At 46.3% G+C, this 24481-nt stretch carries 22 protein-coding genes; 4 read left to right on the forward strand and 18 right to left on the reverse strand.

The window, feature by feature from the left end; all coding sequences use genetic code 11:
- The first annotated feature begins 111 nt into the window (after positions 1 to 111).
- Positions 112 to 978 carry an ATP-binding protein gene (locus SAR116_RS02110; protein WP_013045281.1) on the forward strand — a complete coding sequence of 289 codons (867 nt, stop codon included), beginning with the start codon at positions 112 to 114 and terminating at the stop codon, positions 976 to 978.
- A 27-nt stretch (positions 979 to 1005) separates the two neighbouring features.
- Here the strand turns inward: SAR116_RS02110 and SAR116_RS02115 are convergent, their stop codons facing one another.
- The 13 genes from SAR116_RS02115 to SAR116_RS02175 form a co-directional block, all read right to left on the reverse strand.
- Positions 1006 to 1992, reverse strand: a complete 987-nt coding sequence (locus tag SAR116_RS02115) for a LysM peptidoglycan-binding domain-containing M23 family metallopeptidase (protein ID WP_013045282.1) — start codon at positions 1990 to 1992, stop codon at positions 1006 to 1008.
- A complete protein-coding gene (locus SAR116_RS02120; protein WP_013045283.1) occupies positions 1985 to 2623 on the reverse strand; it encodes a protein-L-isoaspartate(D-aspartate) O-methyltransferase in 639 nt (212 codons plus the stop codon). Before SAR116_RS02120 ends, SAR116_RS02115 begins: the two co-directional genes overlap by 8 nt.
- A gap of 15 nt (positions 2624 to 2638) precedes the next feature.
- Positions 2639 to 3427 (reverse strand): 5'/3'-nucleotidase SurE, encoded by a 789-nt coding sequence (gene surE, locus SAR116_RS02125; protein ID WP_013045284.1) that lies wholly within the window; start codon positions 3425 to 3427, stop codon positions 2639 to 2641.
- Positions 3424 to 4710: a serine--tRNA ligase gene (gene serS, locus SAR116_RS02130; protein ID WP_013045285.1), complete on the reverse strand. Its 1287-nt coding sequence runs from the start codon at positions 4708 to 4710 to the stop codon at positions 3424 to 3426. The genes surE and serS overlap by 4 nt, the downstream gene beginning before the upstream one ends.
- A gap of 100 nt (positions 4711 to 4810) precedes the next feature.
- The gene (gene tatC / locus SAR116_RS02135; RefSeq protein WP_013045286.1) at positions 4811 to 5761 is read right to left on the reverse strand and encodes a twin-arginine translocase subunit TatC; all 951 of its coding nucleotides are present in this window, start codon (positions 5759 to 5761) and stop codon (positions 4811 to 4813) included.
- Between the two features lie 3 nt (positions 5762 to 5764).
- Complete coding sequence (tatB, locus tag SAR116_RS02140; RefSeq protein WP_013045287.1) at positions 5765 to 6259, reverse strand: Sec-independent protein translocase protein TatB; 495 nt, start codon at positions 6257 to 6259, stop codon at positions 5765 to 5767.
- A gap of 16 nt (positions 6260 to 6275) precedes the next feature.
- Complete coding sequence (gene tatA, locus SAR116_RS13435) at positions 6276 to 6641, reverse strand: twin-arginine translocase TatA/TatE family subunit (protein WP_013045288.1); 366 nt, start codon at positions 6639 to 6641, stop codon at positions 6276 to 6278.
- 140 nt (positions 6642 to 6781) lie between these two features.
- A complete protein-coding gene (locus tag SAR116_RS02150; RefSeq protein ID WP_013045290.1) occupies positions 6782 to 7873 on the reverse strand; it encodes an ABC transporter ATP-binding protein in 1092 nt (363 codons plus the stop codon).
- A complete protein-coding gene (scpB, locus tag SAR116_RS02155; protein WP_013045291.1) occupies positions 7866 to 8582 on the reverse strand; it encodes an SMC-Scp complex subunit ScpB in 717 nt (238 codons plus the stop codon). Before scpB ends, SAR116_RS02150 begins: the two co-directional genes overlap by 8 nt.
- On the reverse strand, positions 8579 to 9382 hold the full coding sequence (locus SAR116_RS02160; protein WP_013045292.1) for a segregation and condensation protein A: 804 nt from the start codon (positions 9380 to 9382) through the stop codon (positions 8579 to 8581). The genes scpB and SAR116_RS02160 overlap by 4 nt, the downstream gene beginning before the upstream one ends.
- On the reverse strand, positions 9383 to 10225 hold the full coding sequence (locus SAR116_RS02165) for an SPOR domain-containing protein (RefSeq protein ID WP_013045293.1): 843 nt from the start codon (positions 10223 to 10225) through the stop codon (positions 9383 to 9385). It abuts the gene before it with no gap.
- 10 nt (positions 10226 to 10235) lie between these two features.
- Positions 10236 to 11954 (reverse strand): arginine--tRNA ligase, encoded by a 1719-nt coding sequence (argS, locus tag SAR116_RS02170; RefSeq protein ID WP_013045294.1) that lies wholly within the window; start codon positions 11952 to 11954, stop codon positions 10236 to 10238.
- A 44-nt stretch (positions 11955 to 11998) separates the two neighbouring features.
- Positions 11999 to 13210 (reverse strand): deoxyguanosinetriphosphate triphosphohydrolase, encoded by a 1212-nt coding sequence (locus SAR116_RS02175; protein ID WP_013045295.1) that lies wholly within the window; start codon positions 13208 to 13210, stop codon positions 11999 to 12001.
- 152 nt (positions 13211 to 13362) lie between these two features.
- Between SAR116_RS02175 and SAR116_RS02180 the strand changes: the two genes are divergently transcribed.
- The 3 genes from SAR116_RS02180 to SAR116_RS13130 all read left to right on the forward strand — a co-directional run bounded on the left by SAR116_RS02180 (position 13363) and on the right by SAR116_RS13130 (position 15055).
- Positions 13363 to 13746, forward strand: coding sequence for a HesB/IscA family protein (locus SAR116_RS02180; RefSeq protein ID WP_238531165.1), 384 nt, complete (start codon positions 13363 to 13365; stop codon positions 13744 to 13746).
- A 2-nt stretch (positions 13747 to 13748) separates the two neighbouring features.
- Positions 13749 to 14519: an exodeoxyribonuclease III gene (gene xth, locus SAR116_RS02185; RefSeq protein ID WP_013045297.1), complete on the forward strand. Its 771-nt coding sequence runs from the start codon at positions 13749 to 13751 to the stop codon at positions 14517 to 14519.
- 92 nt (positions 14520 to 14611) lie between these two features.
- Positions 14612 to 15055, forward strand: a complete 444-nt coding sequence (locus tag SAR116_RS13130; protein ID WP_013045298.1) for a GNAT family N-acetyltransferase — start codon at positions 14612 to 14614, stop codon at positions 15053 to 15055.
- 59 nt (positions 15056 to 15114) lie between these two features.
- Here the strand turns inward: SAR116_RS13130 and ilvD are convergent, their stop codons facing one another.
- The 5 genes from ilvD to SAR116_RS02215 form a co-directional block, all read right to left on the reverse strand.
- Positions 15115 to 16845 (reverse strand): dihydroxy-acid dehydratase, encoded by a 1731-nt coding sequence (ilvD, locus tag SAR116_RS02195; RefSeq protein WP_013045299.1) that lies wholly within the window; start codon positions 16843 to 16845, stop codon positions 15115 to 15117.
- A 34-nt stretch (positions 16846 to 16879) separates the two neighbouring features.
- Positions 16880 to 19558: a valine--tRNA ligase gene (locus tag SAR116_RS02200; RefSeq protein WP_013045300.1), complete on the reverse strand. Its 2679-nt coding sequence runs from the start codon at positions 19556 to 19558 to the stop codon at positions 16880 to 16882.
- Between the two features lie 139 nt (positions 19559 to 19697).
- On the reverse strand, positions 19698 to 21059 hold the full coding sequence (locus tag SAR116_RS02205) for a TolC family protein (RefSeq protein WP_013045301.1): 1362 nt from the start codon (positions 21057 to 21059) through the stop codon (positions 19698 to 19700).
- Between the two features lie 42 nt (positions 21060 to 21101).
- Positions 21102 to 21767 carry a protein-L-isoaspartate O-methyltransferase family protein gene (locus tag SAR116_RS02210; RefSeq protein WP_041860718.1) on the reverse strand — a complete coding sequence of 222 codons (666 nt, stop codon included), beginning with the start codon at positions 21765 to 21767 and terminating at the stop codon, positions 21102 to 21104.
- A gap of 102 nt (positions 21768 to 21869) precedes the next feature.
- Positions 21870 to 24284: a LamG-like jellyroll fold domain-containing protein gene (locus SAR116_RS02215; protein WP_013045303.1), complete on the reverse strand. Its 2415-nt coding sequence runs from the start codon at positions 24282 to 24284 to the stop codon at positions 21870 to 21872.
- Positions 24285 to 24481: the final 197 nt, after the last annotated feature.

Here is a 24481-nt window from a genome sequence, read left to right on the forward strand (position 1 = left end):
AATCTGGCAAGAACATAGCGACACTAGCCAAAACCTGCAATGACCCATATTAAACTAAGTGGTTTAATTTTTTGGATGTTTAAATCAATCAAGACAGGATATAGGTAACGAATGACCGATAATGACTCAAAATTTGTTTTAATTGAACAGGTGATCCGGATTGCTGAGGCTCTTGAGCGCATGTCTCCGCCTGCCCCAAAGCCCGATAATCTTGAATATGCCAACGCTTATGTATGGCATGCAGCTATGCGCCGTCTTGATCCTGTTCATGCCATTAATTGCGTCAGGCTTGATCTTTTACGTGGTATCGATCATCAACGTGACAATTTACTTGCCAATTCGATTGCCTTTGGACGTGGTCTGCCAGCAAATAACGCTTTGTTATGGGGCGCACGCGGTACCGGCAAATCGTCTTTGGTAAAAGCCGTACATGCAAGCATGATGGAAAGTGGTTTGGACTGTGCGCTTGTTGAGATTCACCGTGAAGATATTGTCGATTTGCCTTTTTTGATGAGCTTTCTTGCGCAAATACCTCGTCAATTTATCTTGTTTTGTGACGATCTGGCGTTTGATTCGGGGGAAACCAGCTATAAATCTTTGAAAGCTGCTTTGGAAGGCGGTATCGAAGGCCGGCCAAAGAACATCGTATTTTACGCCACATCAAACCGACGCCATCTCATGCCACGTCAAATGATGGAAAATGAACGCTCAACGATGATCAACCCATCTGAAACGACTGAAGAATCTGTTTCGCTGTCTGATCGCTTTGGTTTGTGGATCGGATTTCATTCAATCGATCAAGATGCATATCTAGAGATGATCGAAGGCTATATTTCACATTTTGGGATTAATGCCCAAAATATTGATGTCCGGCATGAAGCGCTAAGCTGGTCTGTGGGTCGGGGCGCCCGTTCTGGACGTGTTGCCTGGCAATTCATAGTTGACTTGGCCGCTAGAACTGAAACAAATATTTATTAAACAAATAGTTAAGGTGTTTTTTTAAACTTAAATTATAACCAACCTTGGGTCGATAGGTTGCCGGGCTTTACGAATTTCAAAATGCAATTGCGGTGAATCAACGCGACCAGTTTGTCCCACAGTACCAATCGACTGTCCGGTCTCGACAATATCGCCTTCCTTGACAGTGACTGAGTCAAGATGCGCATAGGCTGAAATCATCCCACCATCATGTTTGACCAGAACCAAAGTCCCGAAACTCTTTACCTCGGTGCCAACAAAGGCAACGCGCCCTTTTGAGGCCGCCGACACAATATCACCCTGCGCGGCGGCGATATTAACACCATCATTGCGAACGCCGCGCGCCGCGGGGCCAAACTCGGCAATAACCTCGCCTTTGACCGGCCAGATAAAAGCGCCATCACCTGTTGGTGCAACAAATTTCTTACGTGGCGCCGATGCAACCGCCGTTTGTGTCGTATTTTCTGGTGCTGGGCTGGCGGCAGGTTGTGATGCGCCGGTGGATGCTATTCCCTTAGGAAGCCCCGTATCCAGAATGGAAAAATCCTGACTAAAGGGAAGCTGTAACCTTTGTCCAATCGTCAGGCTATAGGGTTCCTGCAAATTATTGAGTTCTGCGAGCTGAAATTGGCCAACAGCATAGCGTTGTGAAATCGTTAATAGTGAGTCACCTGGCTTTACAATGTGAAATCGTGTTGGGTTAAGCTTTAATTGTTGTCCGGGACGTAACGTAAATGGCGCTATTAAATTATTTTGCAATATTATAGAGCGCGGCGTCACACGATAGCGCGTTGCAATGGTATAAAGATTGTCATTGTCACGCACTGTAATAACGCCACTTGCAGGCAGGATTTCAACAGCCACACGCAATGGGGCTGTCACTACAGGTGCTGGTTCTGCGCGGCTTAGTGACAGATTAGGTTTTTTACAACCACTCAACATAGCAAAGGACATGATGCCGATAATTAAGGCTGTCATAGTTGTGCGTGTAATGTTTTGATCTGCTTTATTCATCCTGTTTGCCCTCAATCAGTGGTACAAAGGTCACAGCCATGAGATGTTTCCGTTCAAAACCAGCCTCTTGACGTTTCACCACCACGAGTTGTTGATTTTTTCCTAACCCCTCAGGTGCCACCATGATGCCGCCAATTTTTAATTGGTTCAACAGTTTGTCGGGAATTTTATGGCAACCGCATGTAAGAATGATGCGGTCAAAGGGTGCTGCTTCAGGCCAACCCAGACTTCCATCACCTAATCTGAAGCTGATGTTAGAAATGCGCAAGCTTCGCAATTTATTCTCAGCAGTCACCAAAAGCGGCTTAAGACGTTCCAGTGTATAAACGCGACGACATAATAAGGTTAAGATTGCCGCCTGATATCCACTTCCTGTTCCTATTTCGAGCACGCGTTCGCGTCCCGTCAATTCAAGTGCCTCGGTCATGCGAGCGACCACATAAGGCTGGCTTATTGTCTGATCAAGCGCTATCGGCAAAGATGCATTTTCATAGGCATGCTGATGAAGTGATTCGGGGACAAAAAGTTCCCGCGGTATATTTTCCAGAGCTGATAATACAGTTGCGCTAAGAATCCCCTGCCCTCGCAGTGCCATAATTAACTGCGCCTTATGTTGGGTGAAATCCTCCAATGTTCGCGACTCCTGCTAAAAACTTAGCGGCTCAAATTCAAAAATTTGTTGATGGGCTGTTAAATCCATTCCCAATGGTGTCATCGCAATCCATCCATCCCTGATTGCCGCGCGGTCACTTCCCGGACTAGCATCAGGCTTGGAAATGAGTGGGCCAAGGCGGAAATGACCAGCTTTGGCACCATCTTCGATTATATCACCAAATTTGTGCTGATCGGTTGTGGATACCATCATCCCCTTGATTGTATCCGGATCACCTTTAGGAAAATTCACATTCGGAACTAGGCGATCCGGCCAGCCACTATTCCATAGATGCTGGACAAGGCTTGCGCCATGCGCTTCGGCTACCTGATATTCTTCCCGGTTTTCGCGGCCTCCTTGCTGCGACAGGGCAATGGCAGGAATGCCAGCAAGTGTGGCTTCCATGGCTGCCGCCACAGTCCCAGAATACAGCACGTCATCGCCAACATTCATACCATGATTCACACCGCTCAAAACCAGATCGGGACGTTTATCAAGGATCTTATTCACGGCAAAGATAATGCAATCGGCAGGCGTGCCCGAAACGGAAAATTCCTGATGCGCCACGTCTTTGATTTCCACATCACGACGCAAGGTAATTGACCGTGATGCGCCAGAATGATTTTGCACGGGAGCAACTACCCATACATCATCGCTTAAACTATGGGCAATGGCGCGCAAAACCCGAAGGCCAACAGCATCAATACCATCATCATTACATAATAATATGCGACCAAAAGATCGGTTTACGCCAGAATTGACGTCACGTTGATTTTTGGTCATGCGCTTTGCTTAATCAGGCGATCAGTCCCCATATATGGATGCAAGGCCGCCGGCAGACATACTGTGCCATCTTCTTGTTGCCCATTTTCCAGAATGGCAATCATTGTACGACCAACCGCAAGACCCGACCCATTGAGCGTATGCAAGAATTGTGTTTCACCAGTGTCCTTGTCACGATAGCGGGCTTTCATGCGGCGCGCCTGAAATGGTCCACAATTTGAACAAGATGAAATTTCGCGATACATACCGCGCCCCTCATCCTGACCTGGAAGCCATACTTCAAGATCATAGGTTTGTTCAGCTGAAAAGCCAGTATCACCGCTACATAATTTAAGTACACGGTATGGCAATTCTAATTTTTGCAAAATAGCTTCAGCACATCCGGTCATGCGCTCCAGCTCAGCTGCCGAGTCATCGGGGTGACTGATCGATACCATTTCAACTTTTGAAAACTGGTGTTGACGGATCATGCCGCGCGTATCACGCCCAGCTGACCCCGCTTCGGAACGGAAACAATTAGTATAAGCTGTCATCCGTATTGGCAGAATATCAGGCGTCAGAATGTCACCAGCAACAATGTTTGTAAGCGGCACTTCAGCCGTTGGTATCAACCATTTATCATCGGTTTTATAAAGATCTTCTGCAAATTTTGGCAGTTGTCCAGTACCTGTCATCGTCTGGCTATTTACCAAAGATGGGGGCACTGTCTCAATATAGCCAAATTCGCTTGTGTGTGTATCAAGCATTAATGCAGCAAGTGCCCGTTCAAGGCGTGCTAACTGGCCTTGTAATACCACAAAGCGTGCGCCAGCAAGCTTAGCACCAAGGGCAAAATCCATTTGCCCCAGACCTTCGCCAAGTGCCACATGGTCAATCGGCGTAAAGCTAAAGGACGGAATGTCACCATATGAATGTATTAGCTCATTATCATGTTCATCATCACCATCTGGTACTGATACATCCAGAATATTTGGAATTTCCATTAAAACGGAATCTAATTTATGCGCCAGATCAGCTTCGCGGGTCTCAATATCGGGCAGTGCCGTTTTGATATCATTGACCTCGGCAATAAGCGCATCGGCATCGCCACCATTGGCTTTAAGCTTTCCAATCTCCTTGGACGCAATATTCCTGCGTGACTGCATGTCCTGAAGTTCGCTTTGCAAGGCACGGCGGGCGCTGTCTATTTCCAGAATGGAAGACGCCGACATATCAACCTTACGCCGTTTCATGGCAGCGTCAAATTGATCGGGATGTTCACGGATGAAACGGATATCATGCATTGGTCAGGCTCAGTCTTGCATCAATGGTAACAATTTAACAATTCGTGTTTCGAATATATCAACTTTGGGTGTTTATACCATCGAATGGTGTCATCACAACCTAATCATCAAATTCGTCATATTGGCGTTTATTCATAATCTTTGCGCCAAATATTGATAATTCATACAGTATAATAATAGGAGTCGCCAGCAACACTTGTGAAATTATATCAGGTGGTGTCAGAATTGCCGCGGCCACAAAAGCGATAACAATCGCTATTTTACGTTTTTCCGCCAGCCCTTCAGGCGTCACAAGTCCTGCACGTGCCAGCAAAAGCAACACAACTGGTAATTCGAAAGCCAATCCGAATGCAAAGATCAAACGCATTACAAGTGAAAGATATTCGCTGATCCGCGGCTCAACTTCAATCGCCAACGCGCCTTCAGAAGCAGCCATTTCAAAAGAGATGAAAAAGTTCCAGGCCAGCGGTGTCACGACGTAATAAACCATGGCTGCACCCATCAAAAACAGAACGGGCGTGGCAATGAGAAACGGCAAAAACGCCTGTTTTTCGTTTTTATACAGGCCGGGGGCTATGAACCGCCAGATTTGCATACTCATAATAGGAAACGTCACACATAAAGCGGTGAAAAAACCGACCTTGATTTGGGTAAAGAATCCTTCATGAAGGGCGGTAAATATCATCCGCCCTCCGCCTCTGGCTTCCATAACATCAGCAAGCGGCGCTTGCAGGAAAATGAAAACATGATAGGCGATCGAGCTATTATCGGTACCGGGAATGGGCGCGACACAGATCAGGAACAGAATAATAAAGGCAGCAATCGCGATGCCAAGACGGTTTCGCAATTCGGTAAGATGTGCGACCAGTGACATCTTTACCTCACCATCATCATATGTCTGTGTGTCGTCATCGATGTTGGTTTCATAATCATCATGTGATGATGCGTCGTCATTTTGCACATCGTCATCCATTTCGACATCTGCGGTTGTTTCGTCGATTATTTCAGGCTTTTGATTATCTGCCTTATTTTTTTTAGGAGGCTTAGCCATTATTTACCCAGCAGATTTCTTCGACTTTTTGGTAGCCGAGGGACGCGTTGTTTTCTTTGGCGCCGGTTTCTTAACCACAGTTTTCTTTGGGGTCGTTTTCTTTGCGGCAGGTGACTTTGTGCCAGCTTGTTGCAGGTCATCACCGATCATGGCTTTAGCATCACCCACAAGTGATTTTACTTCTTCCAGATCAGTATTCCCAGCGATTGAACGTTTGGTTTCATCAACCGTATCTGCAAGATCACCAGAGGGGTCAATCGTATCCACAAGGTTTGAATAATCACCCTGTTTGATATCGGCTATGGTGTTTTTCAGATCGCTAACCTCGGATTGCGAGGCAATATCTTCCATACCACGCGTAAATTCGCTAGCCATGGCGCGCATCTGCCTCGTGAAGCGGGTAAATCCGCGTAACATCTTTGGCAGTTCCTTTGGGCCAACCACCATGAGTAGCACAAAAGCAACGACCAAAAATTCCCAGCCACCAATATCAAGCATAGCTTCGACCTACCACCTATGTCTTGGCGGCAGATTTTTTAGTCGCTTTTTTCTTTACTGCGGCTTTTTTCGGCGCGGCTTTCTTGGTGGCCTTTTTAGCGACTTTCTTTTTCGGCGCGGCTTTCTTGGCAGCCTTTTTCGGGGCGGCCTTCTTTACCGCTGGCTTTTTCGCGGCCTTGCGTGCAGGCGCAACCTCTATGACTTCGGCTTCATCCGTTTCGTCTGCATCAGCGTTATCTTCGGGGCCTTTTAGACCAGATTTGAAATTACGAAGACCTTTACCGAAATCGCCCATAAGAGATGAAACTTTGCCTCTGCCACCAAAAAGCAACAAAACCACAGCCAGAACAACAAGCCAATGCCATATGCTAGTGAAACCCATGATTTATCCTTACCTAAATTATTGTCATCGGAGTTTCCGAATATTGCGACACTATAGACAGGGTGTCTATACGGCACAAGAATTCCTTGTTCCGAAACTTATGAAATTAACGATTAGAATTGATATTCAAAATAGTGATTTCAGATAGTTGACCCTTGTTTGGTTGCAAAAACAAAAGCCTGTGATGGATCTACCTGAACACGCACTTGACTTCCCGCTTCAAACGAATTCAATCCGGGAATGCGCGCATGTAAATGCACTTCGTCGCGTCCCGTTGGCACTGATAGATGTATCAATGACGCCCTACCCAGCAAACGAGCTTCCATAACCTCGGCGGCGGCACCATTTTCATTTGATAGGATCTGCGTTTGCTGTAGGGCATGATCACTGTCAGGAACGATCTGAAGTGCTTCATGCCGTATGACAACACTAGCGGCCTGTCCGTCATCCATAGTATCGGACGCATCAAACACACCCAATGGCGTTTGAATTTTACGATCTTTGACTACACCTTCAAGCCTGTTCACCTCACCAAAGAACTCTGCCACAAAGGCACTTTTGGGTTGGCAATATAGATTAACGGGACGACCAGCTTGTTCAATCTCGCCTTCCCGAAGCACAACGATACGGTCAGACATAAACATGGCTTCTTCGGCGTCATGCGTAACCATGAGCGCGGCTGTCCCGGCTGCTTTCAACACATGCAGCATCTGATCACGAATACGCTCTCGCAAGCGGCTATCAAGACCTGCATAGGGTTCATCAAGCAATATGACTTTTGGATTGGGTGCCAATGCCCGCGCTAATGCAACGCGCTGTTGCTGTCCCCCTGATAATTCATGCGGGTAAACGTCAGCCAGGTCTTCGATGCCTGTTTGTGCCAACGTATCCATGGCACGGGCGATCGCCGCACTACCTCGGGTTTTCAACCCAAACAGAACATTCTGAATGACTGATAAATGCGGAAATAATGCGTAATCCTGAAACATGAAGCCAATACCACGTTTTTCGGGGGGAAGGCTGTGGTCTGGCGATGAGACGATCTGATTTTGTAATAGGATTTGGCCTTTACTGGGGGTTTCCAGTCCGGCTGCTAGACGCAATAAAGTGGTCTTGCCACACCCAGATGGGCCTAACAGGGACACCACCTCCCCCTCGTCAACTGTAAAGCTTACATCGCTAACTGATGGGGTGCCATTATAGGCATGACCGACATTTCGGAAATCAAGCATCTTGCTCTCCAGCATCGCTTATCTTGTCTTCGACTGCATCTTCATTTTCAGCAAAATCATTATCTAGCCATGCTTCGGCAAGCAGATCATCATTGTCAATATCATCATCTTCGGCATCGTCATCACCATTGTCCATAAGATGACCTAGAACTTGTCCCTTACGCAATAATCCGGCCGCTTTAAGATCCGCCATTCCGGGCAAATCAGACGTATCACCAAGGCCAAAATGATCGAGAAATCCGGGACTGGTGCCCCAGGTTAATGGACGACCAGGCGTGCGCCGCCGCCCTCTTGGCTTAATCCAGCTCAATTCAAGCAGAATATCCATCGTGCCTTTGGATAGTGAAATGCCCCTGATTTCCTCGATTTCAGCACGGGTAATCGGCTGATGATAGGCAATAATAGCCAGCACTTCTAGGGCGGCGCGTGACAAGGGGCGCTCAACAGCTTTATGCTGACTTAAGCGTTCGGCAATTTCCGGTCTTGTGCGAAATGCCCACGCGTCACCAACTTTGCATAACTCGATACCACTTGTTGCATCATAGCGTTTGGCAACAACCGCCATAACATCGGCAATTTCAACGCCCTCAGGTATATGCGCGGCCAGATCGCGCACACGCACAGGCTTATCAGACGCAAAAACAAGTGCTTCCAGCGTTGCCGCCCAAGTTTTGGGATCATTATCAGTTAATGTGGTTGCGTCGGTCACGATACATCCTTTGATTTAAGATAAAGTGGCGCATAGTTTGAGTCTTGGCGGAGTCTTATCAGCCCGTCACGTGCCAGCTCAAGCGACGCAACAAAATGGGAAGCGGTTGCAGACCGTCTATCCATAGGCTTTTCAAGGCCGGGTGGCAAAAATTGCTGTAATACTGTCCATTCTGGGCTACGACCAATCAGATTGCGCAACCGCTTGGCAGCTTCCTGAACTGAATAAAGATAGGTGGCAGCGATCGTCAGGGTTTCACTCTCACCTTGTGAACGAATATCACCGTAACAAGCCAGCAGATCGTATAGGCTGGCAGTCCAGATAGCCTCTGTGGTCGTGCTAAAGCTTTCAGACTGGCCACGAACAAACCTTTGGTGCCCTAGTCGGGGTAAAGAGATAAGACGCTTGGATGCTTGTTGCATCGATTCAAGCCGCATCAGCTGATATTTTAGGGCATCAGCCATATCAACAATTTCTTCATGTTGTTCCGGCTCGGGTTCGGGCAGTAAAAGCCGCGATTTTAGATATGCCAGCCACGCCGCCATAACCAGATAGTCAGCAGCAATTTCAAGATCTAGCGTGCGGGCGTTATTGATGAATTCAAGATATTGTTCGGCAAGTGGCAAAATCGATATACGCGTTAGATCAACCTTTTGTTCACGCGATAATGACAGCAACAGGTCGATTGGGCCTTCAAAACCGTCAAGATTGACAAACAGTGATAATTGATCTGCCCCGGCACTGTTTTCCTCTAACGGTTCTGCATTTGCATTTTTATCTTCAAAGGTTGTTTCCGACATCTACTGACCTGCCGTTTTAACTTTGCGTAAAATACAATCTTGTCCGGCACGCTTTAATAACGTGCATAGATTATCAGCTTCAACGCGAACCAATGCTTCCGTTACAATGCGCCAGAAAACCCCATTATCCTTGGTTTCGATTTTTGTTGTTTCCAGAATAACATCATTTAATCTTGTTCTGTGCTTTTGTGTCAAAAGACTGGCAACTTCTGCCGCTTTATCGTCATTGCGAAAGGCCGCAAGCTGAACGCGATAAAGTGGTTCATCGGTCTTGGGGGTTTTCGTCTGTCTAGTTATGGCAGGTTTTTGCGGTTTTCCTGCGGGCTTGGCTTTTGGTATCAGTGATTTTGGTGCCTTTTCGGCCTCTGGGCTTTCATTTGATACTGTTTCATTATCTGATGTTAAGGGGGGGCTTGTTTCCTCTGTATCAGATGGTTTTACATTCGCCGCCGCAACTTCCATTGTTGTTTCATTGTCGGTTTCGATTTGCGTATCTGGCTCTGCTTCGGCTTCTTTTGTTTCTTCTGTCAATGTCACGGGGGGTAGTTCGGGATCACTGGACAAAGGACGCAGATTTTCCACATCGACATCAGATTTACTGTTATTGGCAATCATGCTCATAACCGCCGAATCCTGATTTTTAATGGCTTTTCCACCAACATCATCAGGCTTGACCTTTATGGGGCCATCTGGGGCAGAGATGATCTGGACGTCATTCTGATCGGCTGGCAGAAAAATAGGCATCAAAAAATAGGTAACAACGCCGGCCGCTAGAGTGATGAACACCAGCACCAAAAGACTGCGCCATTTTTTCTCGCTATTTGTGTCACCTTTTACTGCCATTACGACTCCATTACATTTCGTCTAAAGCTTTAATGGATAACACATTTAGGCCTGTTGCAATAACTAAACTTGTGGCTTTGACAAGCTGCAAACGCGCGGCTGTGATAGTCTGGTTATCATCAAGAATAAAGCGTAATTCTGGGTTTTCACGGCCAGCATTCCATAATGAATGAAATGAGCTTGCCAGATCGACAAGGAAGAAAGCGATTCGATGTGCTTCATGCGCACGGGCGGCTGACTCGACAAGTTTAGGCCAACTTGCCAGCATTTTAAGAACCGCTAATTCGGCCGGATCTTTAAGAACAGATAAATCAGCTTCATGTGGCACTTTCCCAATCTGACGCAAAACCGAACAAGCCCTTGCATGGGCGTATTGCACATAGAAAACCGGATTGTCACGTGATTGTTCTGTCACCTTGGCATAATCAAAATCAAGCGTTTGATCATTACGGCGGGTTAACATGATAAAGCGGATAACATCGGATCCTACAGCATCAATCACATCACGCACGGTAACAAAATTTCCGGCGCGTTTTGACATTTTAACCGGCTTGCCATTTTCCATCAGATTGACCAGCTGGCAGAACCGGATATCAAGCATATTTTTCTGCCCAGATATAGCTTCGACAGCAGCAGTCATCCGTTTTAAATAGCCGCCATGGTCAACGCCCAAAATGTCAATTAACGGCCCTTTGGTGCGTTCCAGCTTATCAAAGTGATAAGACACATCCGAGGCAAAATACGTCCAGCTTCCATTGGATTTCTGTAATGGGCGATCAGTGTCATCACCAAATTCTGTGGATCTGAACAAAAGCTGTTCACGTGGTTCCCAATCCTCTGGCTCTTTGCCCTTTGGTGGTTGCAATACGCCCGTATAAACATGCCCGTTGGCTTTTAATTTATCGATCGCCTTTTGCACAGCGCCACTTTCAACAAGTTCACGCTCGGATGAAAAGCGATCCATCTGAATGCCAAGTGCCTGTAAATCGTCTTTGATGCCTTCCATAATGTCACTGACCGAAAACAGACGAAAGGTAGATAACCATTCTGCTTCAGGGCGCTTGTGAAATTTATCACCATATTTGGCGGCAAGTTTGGTTCCAACATCCTTTAGATATGCCCCCGGATACAGACCAGCTTCAATTTCGATGGTATCGCCTAAGGCCTCGCAATAGCGCAGATATACAGACCGTGCCAGAATATCAACCTGACCACCGGCATCATTAACGTAATATTCCTTTGTCACCTGCCACCCGCTAAACGCCATTAACCCCGCAAGCGCATCGCCAATGACGGCACCGCGTGCATGCGCTGCATGTAAAGGTCCTGTTGGATTAGCTGATACATATTCGATATTCACATTGGCACCCTGCCCGGCATTATTGCGTCCATAATCATAACCAGCTGTCAGAATGTCACTGATTTCGCGCGCCCACAGCAATGGGTTGATCTGTAAATTAATAAAGCCGGGTCCGGCAATTTCAACAGCGTCAACACCATCAATTTTCTTGAGTTCTTCAGATAACAGAACAGCAAGCTCACGCGGTTTCATGGCGGCAGATTTAGCCAAAACCATAGCTGCATTAGTGGCAAGATCACCATGATCAGGATCACGCGGCAGTTCGAATACGACCCGGCTTATATCCAGTTCTTTTGTGATATGCCCCGACGCACCTAATTGTGTAATCAACGCGGCAAACTGGGTCTCGAAATAGGTAAAAATATTCATCTAATGTGGCTTCGCTTATGTTCGATGGGATTGGATATTAAAATCTAGCGCAGAATTGGGCCAAGATCGAAAAGGCGCTCATGCTCCAAAATAGCATAACGATCAGTCATCGAGGCAATGTAATCTGCAATCACACGCGCAATAATTTCGGGTTTCTGATCGGTTAACGCCCCTTGTTTGGTTTCCTGCCATTCATTCGGTAATGTGTTAGGCTCCGACATAAACAGATTAAACAGATCTGTCACCACCCGTTTTGCTTTGCTGGTCATACGATTGACCTTGTAATGTCGCCACATATTGGTGAACAGAAAGTCGCGTAAAATTTCAAGGTCGCGTGCCATTGGTTCGGAAAAGGCAATAACAGCAGATGAGGCGGTTCTGATATCGTCTGAATGTTTGGCATCGATAGCGGCTAGATTGACAGATGATGTCGCCAGCAAGTCTTCGACAAAAACAGATATCAGTCGTCTGACTAATTCATGTGTTGTGCGTGTCATATCAAGCTGGCCATGTTTGAAATCAATATCACGCAAGGCTTTACCGACCTGAGGCAAATCGCGAATGGCATCAAGTCGGAATAAATCAGCGCGAAGCGCATCATCAAAATCATGCGACAGATAGGCAATGTCATCTGATAGATTGGCAAGCTGGGCTTCGGCTGACGGATAGCTGGTCAGATCAAGCGACATATTGGCATCAAGCTCTTTGAAATTATCCGGAATGTTATCATTTTTTGTCAGTGGCCCGTTATGCTTAACAACCCCTTCCAAAGTTTCCCATGTCAGGTTTAATCCATTAAAACCGGCATAACGTCTTTCAAGGCTGGTCAGTACGCGAACGGTTTGTTCATTATGATCAAAGCCACCAAACGGCTGCATTAATCGGTCAAGTGCGTCTTCGCCAGCATGGCCGAAAGGTGTATGACCTAAATCATGCGCCAGCGCGACAGCTTCAGCCAGATCGTCATTCAATCTGAGGCTTCTGGACATTGAACGGGCAATTTGCGCGACCTCAAGCGAATGTGTAAGGCGGGTGCGGAAATAATCACCTTCATGATAGACAAAAACCTGTGTTTTATGTTTCAGACGTCGAAAGGCACCTGAATGCAAAATCCGGTCTCGGTCACGTTGATAGGCCGTGCGTGCGCCCCATGAGGTTGTGCCTTCGGATAATGCGGCGTCACCCTCATCCACAAACCGGCCACGACTTTGCGGCGCGTGACAGGCATAACACGCCAAAGCGCGATCTTCAGTCATCTTTGTCACCTGATAAAACCTGACAGCTTGTTTAATTATGAGGTTTTCACTTTACGCTCAATCAATTCAAACCGCAAATGTTGGGTGGCTTGATTTAACCGTTGCAAACGCCCATATTCATATCAATCCTATATAGCATGGTATTGAACAAAATGTCCGAGATTATAAGCAAAACAGCAAATAGTGAGACAGTCACCCCCTCCTCAATGGCTGGTATTTTTAGCCTGACTGAAGCTGCGGCTGACAGGATCACCTCCATGCTTGCCGCCGAACCTGATGGCAGTTTTTTCCGTGTTGCCGTTCTAGGTGGCGGTTGTTCAGGTTTTCAATATCAATTCAGCATAGACACTAACCGCGATGATGAAGATCAAGTTTTCACCAGCCATAATGTTGACGTTATTATTGATGAAATGTCACTTGAACTCGTTGATCATGCCGAACTTGATTATGTTCAGGATCTAATGGGATCATATTTTGCCGTAAACAATCCCAATGCAACCGCTTCTTGCGGCTGCGGCACTTCATTTTCGGTCTGACAATGCGTATTGCAAGCTGGAACGTCAATTCTGCCAAGGCTCGGCTTGACCATATCACGGGCTGGCTAAAGGCTGATAATGCTGACATTTTAATGATGCAGGAAATCAAGTCTCAGGACGAAAACTTTCCGCATGATGCTTTTACCGATTTAGGTTGGCATATCGCTGTTCATGGGCAGAAAAGCTATAACGGCGTTGCCATTGCCAGCCGGTTCCCCATAGATGACGTGATGAATGGCTTGCCGGGTGATGATGCAGACGAACAGGCGCGCTATATTGAAGCCACCATTAACGGTGTTCGCATTGGCAATATATATCTGCCCAATGGTAATCCGGCACCAGGTCCTAAATTTGACTATAAATTATCATGGATGGCACGGCTTTATGATCGTGCGGTCGAATTGCTAGCTACCGAAATGCCTGTCGTTCTGGGCGGTGATTATAATGTTCTCCCACAGGATGTTGATTGTTATGATCCGGCAGCTTGGGTTGGTGATGCCCTCACACATGATGATAGCCGTGCCGCTTTCTTTAAAATCCTGCATGCTGGCTATATGGATGCTTTGCGAGCATTACATCCATCTGGCGTGCATTATACCTATTGGGATTATCAGGCAGGTGCATGGCAACGCGACAATGGGTTACGGATTGACCATCTCCTGCTGTCACCAGAGGCTGGTGATCGGCTGACTGATGTCGGCATTGACCGGGCGCCCCGTGGGCTTGAAAAGCCATCGGATCATACACCGATCTGGTGTCAATTGCGTGACTGACACTGTGTTTCAGACAAGTCTCACCTATATGTGATTTAACCAAAGCGATAATTATCTGTAATTTCAATATCTCCTGATTAAAGGAGAAAATCATGACGATTGAATTACAGCATTTTTATGATGTGCCAGAGCACGTACTGAACCCGCTTAGAGATAAACTCAGAACCTTCAATGAAGCGGCCCTAAATTCGGGAATCAACAAGCAATTCTTCGTTACTGCGACCAATGCAGACAATCTAGAGATAGGGTCAATTTATGCGCGTATCCGTTATGACTGGCTCTATATACACATGTTGTGGGTAGATGAAACCTGTCGCGGTCAAGGCGTGGGTACATTGCTTATAAATGCAGTAGAAGATGAAGCCCGCGCGCTCGGCATACGTCGAAGCAGGCTATCAACAGCTGATTTCAGTCCGGGTTTAACATTATACCAGAAACTTGGTTATCAGATATTTGCCGAAATACCCATATCGTCATTTGATTGCATCGAAAGCGATAATCATTCCGAATATCTTATGTGGAAGCTGTCTTTGTGACCCATAGAAAAAGGCAGAGAAACCCCTGCCTTTTATTCTAGGTAAACTAAAGACAAACACTAGATATCGGCGTAAACGTGGCTTTCAGCCCGCGCGCCCGGATGCGTAAGCGCACCCTTTTCAGCCGAACCAACAGTCTGGGCGTATTTCCAAATGGCACCAGCGTTATAATCGGTCTCGCGAGGTGCCCATTTGGCTTTACGAGCGGCCAGCTCTTCATCACTCAGATCAACATCAATTGTTCCTGCTTCGGCATCAATCGTGATCTGGTCACCATCCTGCAAAAGACCGATAGGGCCACCAACGGCGGCTTCGGGGCCAACATGACCAATGCAGAAACCACGGGTCGCGCCCGAAAAACGGCCATCAGTGATCAAAGCCACCTGATCACCCGCGCCTTGTCCATAAAGCGCAGCCGTTGTGGCCAACATTTCACGCATACCCGGTCCACCTTTTGGCCCTTCATAGCGGATCACCAACACATCACCTGGCTTATAGTCACGGCGCTCTACCGCGGCAAAGGCGTCTTCTTCACAATCAAAACAACGTGCGGTGCCGGTAAATTTCAAAACAGACATGCCTGCGACTTTCACCAAGGCACCTTCAGGGGCAAGATTACCTGTCAAACCAACAACGCCGCCAGTTGGCGATAATGGTGCATCGGTTGTACGCACAATCACCTGATCAGTTGGAAATTTCATATCGCCAATATTCTCGGCGATAGTTTTTCCGGTTACCGTCATGCAGTCACCATGAATGAACCCACCATCAAGCAAAGCCTTGACCAAAACAGGAACGCCGCCAATTTCATACATGTCACGTGCCACATATTTACCGCCAGGCTTCAAGTCAGCAATATAAGGCGTGCGCCGGAAGATTTCAGCCACATCATGCAAATCAAATTCAATGCCGCATTCGGATGCCAAAGCTGGTAGATGCAGACCGGCATTTGTTGACCCGCCAGATGCCGCCACAACAGTCGCTGCATTTTCAAAAGCCTTACGCGTCAAAATATCACGTGGCCGCAGATTGGCTCGCACAAGGTCCATAACGATACGACCTGAATGATAGGCATATTCATCTCGTGATTCATAAGGTGCAGGCGCCCCAGCTGACCCCGGAATAGCAAGGCCAATGGCCTCGGACACACAGGCCATCGTGTTGGCTGTAAACTGGCCACCACATGATCCGGCACTTGGACAGGCAACACATTCAAGCTCATGCAGATCTTCGTCTGACATATTGCCAGCCGCATGCGCGCCAACCGCTTCAAAAACATCCTGAACGGTAACGTCTCTATCCTTAAAACGGCCAGGCAAAATTGAACCCCCATACATGAAGACCGACGGCACATTGAGACGAGCCATGGCCATCATCACGCCAGGTAAAGATTTATCGCAACCTGCAAGGCCAACAATCGCGTCATAGCAATGACCCCGAACCGTCAGTTCGATCGAGTCGGCAATCACCTCACGGCTTACCAAAGATGATTTCATGCCAGCATGACCCATGGCGATACCATCAGTAACAGTGATCGTGGTGAATTCACGGGGCGTACCCGCATGTTCACGAACGCCGCGTTTGGCTGCCTGGGCTTGGCGTGCCAGCGCGATATTGCATGGCGCTGCTTCATTCCATGTCGAAACCACACCGACCAGGGGTTGTGCGATTTCTTCTTCAGTCAAGCCCATCGCGTAATAATATGAACGATGCGGTGCCTTTTCGGGGCCAACCGATACATGACGACTTGGCAAATTCGACTTGTCGATTGGCTTTACACTATCTGGCATTATCTCACTCCTTGGTCTTGTTTTTGACTGCCGGTTAACCCAACCGGCTAAGCGCTACATGTAAACCGTCACGCTTTACATTTTCTTCTTCTAGACGTCGTCTGTTTTCGACAATTACATCATCGGGTGCTTTGGCAATAAAGCCAGGATTGTCGAGTTTACGGGCAATCTTTTCAATTTCTGCGCTAACAGCGGTTATTTCCTTATTTAGACGCGCGGCTTCAGCATCCAGATCAAGAATATCTGCCAATGGTAGCGCAATATCCAGCCCGTCAACAAGCCCCTGCGCGCACCCACTGCCGAATTCTGCAGTTTCTGTAACTGTTTCAAGCCGGGCAATCCGCAGTAACGCGGCTTGTTGATTCGTAATGGCACGCGATTGCAGCTCTGTTGCACCATTAATCAGCAACGCTGGCTTGGCTGACAACGGTACGTTCATTTCGGTGCGTATATAACGAATTTCACTAATCAGAGATGTGATAAAACGCACTTCTTCAACGGCATCATCTGCGGCAATATCAAACGCTTTCGGCCATGAAGCACCAATCAGCATATCATTGCTGTTGAAGATCTTTTCATTCAACTCTTCGGTCAGATACGGCATAAATGGATGCAACAGACGTAATGTGCCAGCCAGAATGGCGCTGGCAGTGGCTTTGGTTTCCAAAGTCGCCTGATCATCTCCAGCGTCAGCATTATCTTTACTGTTCATCAAAGTCGGTTTGATAAGTTCAACATACCAATCGCAATATGAATGCCACATGAACTGATACAGAACATCCGCCGCTTCATTGAAGCGGTAAGCCTCAATCGCCTTAGATGTTTTTTCTATCGTATTATTAAATTCGCTTATTATCCATTTATTTATGGATTGTTTTGCATCTTCAACTTTAATGTCTTTATCAATGATACAGCCATTCATTTCAAGAAAACGACAGGCATTCCATATCTTGGTGGCAAAGTTGCGATAGCCTTCCAGACGCGGTATCGACATCTTTATATCACGGCCCTGCGCGGCCATGGCTGCCAAGGTGAAACGAAGTGGATCAGCACCATATTGATCGATAATGCCAAGAGGGTCGATGACGTTACCCTTTGACTTTGACATTTTCTGGCCTTTTTCATCACGCACAAGGGCATGAATATAGACCTCGCGGAATGGCACTTCACCATCCATGAAATGCATCGACATCATCATCATGCGGGCAACCCAGAAAAAGATAATATCAAAACCGGTGACCAGAACATCACCCGGATAATAACGTTTCACCAGATCATTATCTTCAGGCCAGCCAAGCGTTGAAAATGGCCATAATCCACTGGAAAACCAGGTATCAAGCACATCTTCATCACGGTTGAGTTCAACATCCTTGCCATAATGCGCTTTTGCAGACGCAAAGGCATCAGCTTCATTTTCCTCGACAAATGGATGCCCGTCTGGCCCATACCATGCTGGAATACGATGCCCCCACCATAATTGCCGCGAAATACACCATGGCTGGATATTGCGCATCCATTCAAAATAGGTTTTGTCCCAGCGTTCAGGTACAAATTTGGTGCGTCCCTCTTCCACAGCCTTGATCGCGGGTTTAGCTAATTCTTCGGCGTTCACATACCATTGATCCATCAGCCATGGCTCTATAACAACGCCAGATCTATCGCCATGGGGTACTGAATTAGCTACGGTTTCAACGCCAACAACCATGCCTTCAGCATCCAGATCGGCGAGAATTTGTTTACGGGCATCATAGCGGTCTAAACCATGATATTTTTCAGGAATTTCTGGAATACTTTCCATCTTGGCTTCGGCGGTCATTAGATTGATCAATGGCAGATCATGACGTCGTCCAACTTCAAAGTCATTAAAGTCATGTGCTGGTGTTATTTTGACCGCGCCAGAGCCTTTTTCCATGTCCGGATATTCATCGGCGATGATAGGTATCGGTCGATTGGATAAAGGCAGTATGCACATTTTTCCGACCAGATGCCTATAACGTTCATCATCCGGATGAACAGCAACAGCACCGTCACCAAGCATGGTTTCGGGACGTGTTGTGGCAATTGAAATATACTCGTCCTCGGTACCTTCAATGCGGTATCGGAGATGCCACATCGGGTTTTCGCCATCACGCTGTTCAACTTCAAGATCCGAAATTGCCGTCATCAGCTTTGGATCCCAATTGACCAACCGCTTGTCACGATAGATCAATCCATCACGATGAAGGCTGACAAAGGTTTTGATGACAGCTTCCGATAAGCCATCATCCATTGTAAACCGTTCACGCGACCAGTCGGGCGACGCCCCAAGACGCTTTAACTGGTTCTGGATCATGCCTCCGGATTCGGCTTTCCATTCCCAAACCTTTTCAATGAACGCATCACGTCCCAGATCACGGCGGTTAACATTTTCGGCAGCCAGTTTGCGCTCAACAACCATCTGCGTGGCAATACCGGCATGATCTGTTCCCGGTTGCCATAATGTATCGCGGCCAATCATGCGATGATAGCGGATCAGCAAATCCTGCAACGTGAATGTCAGTGCATGCCCCATATGCAAACTGCCTGTCACATTTGGCGGTGGCATCATGATTGTATATGGCGTACTAGATGAAGATGGATCACAGGCAAAATGATTGCTTTGATCCCACATGTCATACCAGCGCTCTTCGATAGCCTGAGGGTTATAATTTTTTGGAAGTGTGGGTTCAGTCATGACACGTATGTAAGTTGTGAAAACAATCGAGAAATAAATATATACGGTGTTCTAAATGAGCCGCAAAAAAATTGCTATCTTTTTGATATGAGACCGCAGGTTAGCAAGCCCCACTCATTTCATATTTATAGCTGAACACCTATTTTGTGATAGGAATCGTGCCGGTAAACATGTCATCAGGTGACGGCAAATTGGTCAAAGATGGCAAAACATCGCCAAGTCCTAGATTAACCGCAGATAACCGACCCATAGCCGCCTTAAATCTATAGGAAGCTAGGATGATATCATGTTCTGCATTGACAAGTCGTAACTCAGCGGCATTTACATCCTGCTCGGCATCAAGCTGATCAAGGATTGTTTTCTGTCCAAAGGTTACTTCGCTGACAATACCACGCGCAACCAGCCTCGTAGCTTCTAATTCGCTGGTTACAGCATCAAGGCGTATTTTCGTTGTGTTCATATTACGAAACGCACTTCGTAAATCTACATCTACAGCACGAATGGCTTCATCGCGGGCAAATTTGCTTTGGGCATGGCTTGCAGACACACTACGAGACTTTGCCCGTGTCGCATTCGTCGTCAGAAACGGTGAAGAAAATACAATCTGGGCTGACATATCATCTAGATCACCTGCAGTGCCGGTCTTATCTTTTGAACTGGCTGACAAAGAAAGACTCACTGTTGGTTTAACCGCCGCCGCCAATGTATTGAATTGCTGACTTGCACTCAATTCATTCGCAATGGCTTTGCGGATATTTGGATGTTCAGCGCGGGCGATATTCTCGGCTTCAATCAATGTGGCCGGTAGCGAAGATAACGCCGCAGGCAGAGACAGATCGCGTAATTCGATACCCGTTAATGAATGGAGTTTATCATCTGCATTTTGCAAATCTGCGGCAGCTGCGATAGCATCTGATTGTGCGCGTGCATAGCGTGCTTTTGACTCAGCTATACGTGTTGGAGTGGCGGCGCCTGCTCTAACACGGGCTTCTGCGGCTTTTACATGAGACTCGAGTCGCGCCAGATTATCTGCATGTAAAGACACTTCGCGTTGTGCCTTTACAACATCAAGATATGCCTCGATTGTTTTCAATATCAAAGCTTGTTCGGAATTGCTGTAGCTGGCGGTAGCCGCATCTAGTTTGTATTCCGCTAGCTTTGCGTTTTCGGCCGATTGCCCCCCATCATAGAGATTCTTACTCAAGGTAATGGCTGCTGACGCATATTGTGATTGTTTAAAACCACTCGTAGTGCTGGAATCGCTATGTGATTGATTGCCAGTGATTTTGACAGTACCTGTTAGATCACTTGTGGATGTAGATACCCCAATTTGTTCGCGCGCCGACACCCAGCTTTGCCGCGCGGCGGCCAGTTCAGCACTATTGACAAGACTAGCGCGCAATGCCTCGTCAAGCGTAGCTGAAAACGTGGTTGTTGGTCCCAGCATAACAGTGGCAAAAAGCGCAACGGCATAAGCGAATGATCGGGAAACATAAGTCATCAATTTCATAGTCTCCATAATGCAGTGGCATCATCAAACAAATTAAAAGACAAACTCAACTTTAGTGTTGAACTCGTCTAGGTTGGGCACCTGAGCGTTAAAAAGGGGCGTATATGAAAAGTTATCTCCAGCCCGCGTCCACAGGCAGGCTACACCAACAGCTTCATTTTTAGCCCGTTTAACTGCCACTAGACGCCCCTTTGGGGTCAGTTGCTTGAGTAAACTATCAGGTACTGTTTCAACACCCCCCTCAATGATGATACGGTCATAAGGACCTTCTTCAGGATAACCATCAGCGAGGCGAGACTTAATAAAGGCCGCATTATCAATACCAATGTTAGCCAGCGTTTCTTGGGCTTTATCTACAAGTTGCGTGCGGGTTTCAATGGCAATGACCGAACCCGCTATTTGTGCCATTATAGCCGTGCCATAGCCCGAACCAGCACCAACAACCAGAACATTATCATCGCTCCGGATTTCAAGAGCTTGAGTCAGCCGTGAAAGAACCATTGGTTCCATCAAACATCTACCATTCGTCAGCATTAGATCTTCGTCAATATAGGCAATTGAGCGCTGGTGCTTCGCCACAAAGGCTTCACGGGGTATCGTCGAAAAGGCGTCAAGCACACGTTCATCGGTAACCTTGTTTGGCCTAATTTGGCAATTAACCATCATTTCACGGGCATTTGCAAACTGCGTGTCATTCATTTCAGGCATCTCATCATCAAGATATTAAGCTAATCATGAACTTATAGGCTTTGTGTCAGACAACTTCAATGCTGGTGAACCAAACAGGTCAAAAAAATCAGACTAGGGTGTTGCCTTGCAATACTTATTATGAATTTCCATGTCGATGGTGACGCTGTTCGCCGATTGAATATTTGGATCTGTTGCCATGCCACCCCATTCACGATAATGACCACATATTCTCTCAAGATCGGGTGTCGGCGTTTGACAATATGCTGCATTCGCAGGCGCTGAGCGCCACAACCCAGCCCCTCTTGAACTGCGATTAATGATCAAGTGCTTAGCAGGGCTTGTGGAATATGAAACGCTTCTCTTGGGTTGAAACTCGTTTACATTTTTCCCCGTTTGCCCAAGTGAAAAATTTGAAAATCGTATTTTCCGCGTATCGGTATTCTTTATCCACAAAGGTGCCAGGTCATTATCAAAAACGCTTAGCATATTATCCACTGGATTTCGGTACATAAGTAAATTGGTTGCCACCCCATTATCTGTGCTGTCATCGATAATCGGAATACCGCTACCATGCCCTGACCAAAACCTTGTGCCATTATCGGGGCCATTGATCCAACGCCAGTTGCCTGGTTCGGTTTCACTGGCCCCAATCCAACCATGATAGGGTCTGCCCATAAACGTTTGATCTATAAAATAGCTTTCTTCGGGGCTTGTTATTGTCATCAAATAGGGCTGAAGACCACACATCTTTGGTTCAATTTGATGCGCTCTGGCTAAAGCTGTATTAAAACTATAAGGTTGCCCATTGTGATATACAAAATCATAAAAATGGAATTTTCCATTAATTTCCATGGCGTGTTCACCCAAACTAAAAACAATTTTCTTTTCTATGCTGTAATTTGTTGCCAATGACTCAAGTCTTACAGACCGCATTGCCCGATTCCATATTTGTGTGGGCAGATTTTTATTGTCATTCGAGTAAAAGCGCAAAATACCATCTAACTGATTCCACGTTGCGTTCACCGATGGTGGTAAATTATTAATGCCAGAATATTGCGTAAACATTGCCATCGTTTGTTTCGATTGTGCAGGGACAGTTAAGACATCATGTTCTGGATCAAAACCTTCAACAATGGCCGCAAAGGCTTGATTAACACTGCACCCGGGCGCTATAAAAACATCACTAGGGGTAATTGAACATAACGCTTGTTCTGGCGCGATAATATTTTTGGAAAAGCTAGTGGTTACATTTTTTTGCGCCACGGTGACATTGGAACCAGAGGCTAGCCCTATGGCAAAATTTGCAGTAACGGTCTCCGGACTTGTTCCAACATTGTTAAAAAATCCGTCATTACCCGGAACAAAAACATCTTTACTTTTCGCCGCCCACCCATTCTGACCAGTTGGGTTTTGGGGGGTATCGCCTTCACCTTGCCAGAGTTCGTAAAAGCTATCTGCATCAAGATCAAAAAAACAGAATTTCTGTGAGTTAACGTTTTTCATATTACCAAATGAAATTAAGTCACCACTATCAAAATTCTGCAACATTCCATGATTGTTGCGGCCACTGAAATCAGATATCTGCGACTGTTGTGTTGAACCTAAGTCAAACATCGCCCAGTTCAAAATCTGTGCTGACGTTTTTACGGTATTCACACCAGCCTCTTCATTAAGTAGTCTAGATATATCTTGTACCTCAAGTTCATCGTCCCAAATCCGTAAGTCTGATATACCACCTTTAAAAGAATGAGTTCCTTTTTTATCACGGGCGCCAACCAGCAACTTTGACGCTGTTGTTCTCATCCGGTCGATGAACGGAACGCCGTATGTGCCTTCACGTCTATTTCCATTTTGTCGAACACCATCAACATATTGTTTGAGAATACTCCCATTGATTACCGTACTGGTTGTCGAATGTGGAAAGGTTATGACAACGTGGTGCCATGAATTATCTAAAAAATTAATGCCCCCATAGGTCCCGAAAAGAGAACCTTCCAATTCGACAAACAGCTCACCGTTCCGCAACAAAATTGCAAATTGACGACCGCTTGTTTCTCCCCATCTCAGAATAACATTTTCTTGTACTTGTCCATTTTCAGCTTTAACCCAGAACGAAATACTTCTGGCCATGGCATCGGTAATATTGACTGTCTGCAGACTTTCAATGGTTCGTCCGGCACCATTGAATTTTATTCCGACACGTTGAGACGAGACTTCATTATTTAGTTGCAGGCAAGCCGAGTCATTTAATTTAACATCACTTATACCAATGCTTTTGGCATTTCTTAGATTTACCCTTAGCAGTTTTTGCGCCAAATCCTTTTGGCCTTCATATTCTCCAAGTTGATTTACCTCAACATGATGTTTCTGTAGTGTTAAGAAAATTGACGATATGCCTATCGACGCCACGGCGAAAACTGTGATGTAAACCAACAATTCGACAAGTGAAAAACCAGATTTACTAGCATTACAGCGTCTCAAATTGGTTTTTTGACACACCAGATAATCAATTAATGAAACCAGCAAAATTGTCTCCAGATACAATATTAACCTTTCGTAAATTACTATCTGTTAACTTTTAAAATTTAGAAAAAACAAATATACGACAGATAAACAACATTAAAAATATTGTTCATATTACTGATTTTAAATAATTAAATATTAAATGTGAAATTGTGACGCATTAAATAAATCAGATAAATTGCAGCTATCTTTTTGCGTGA

Origin of the sequence: Candidatus Puniceispirillum marinum IMCC1322 (genome assembly GCF_000024465.1) — a bacterium.
GTDB classification, from domain to species: domain Bacteria; phylum Pseudomonadota; class Alphaproteobacteria; order Puniceispirillales; family Puniceispirillaceae; genus Puniceispirillum; species Puniceispirillum marinum.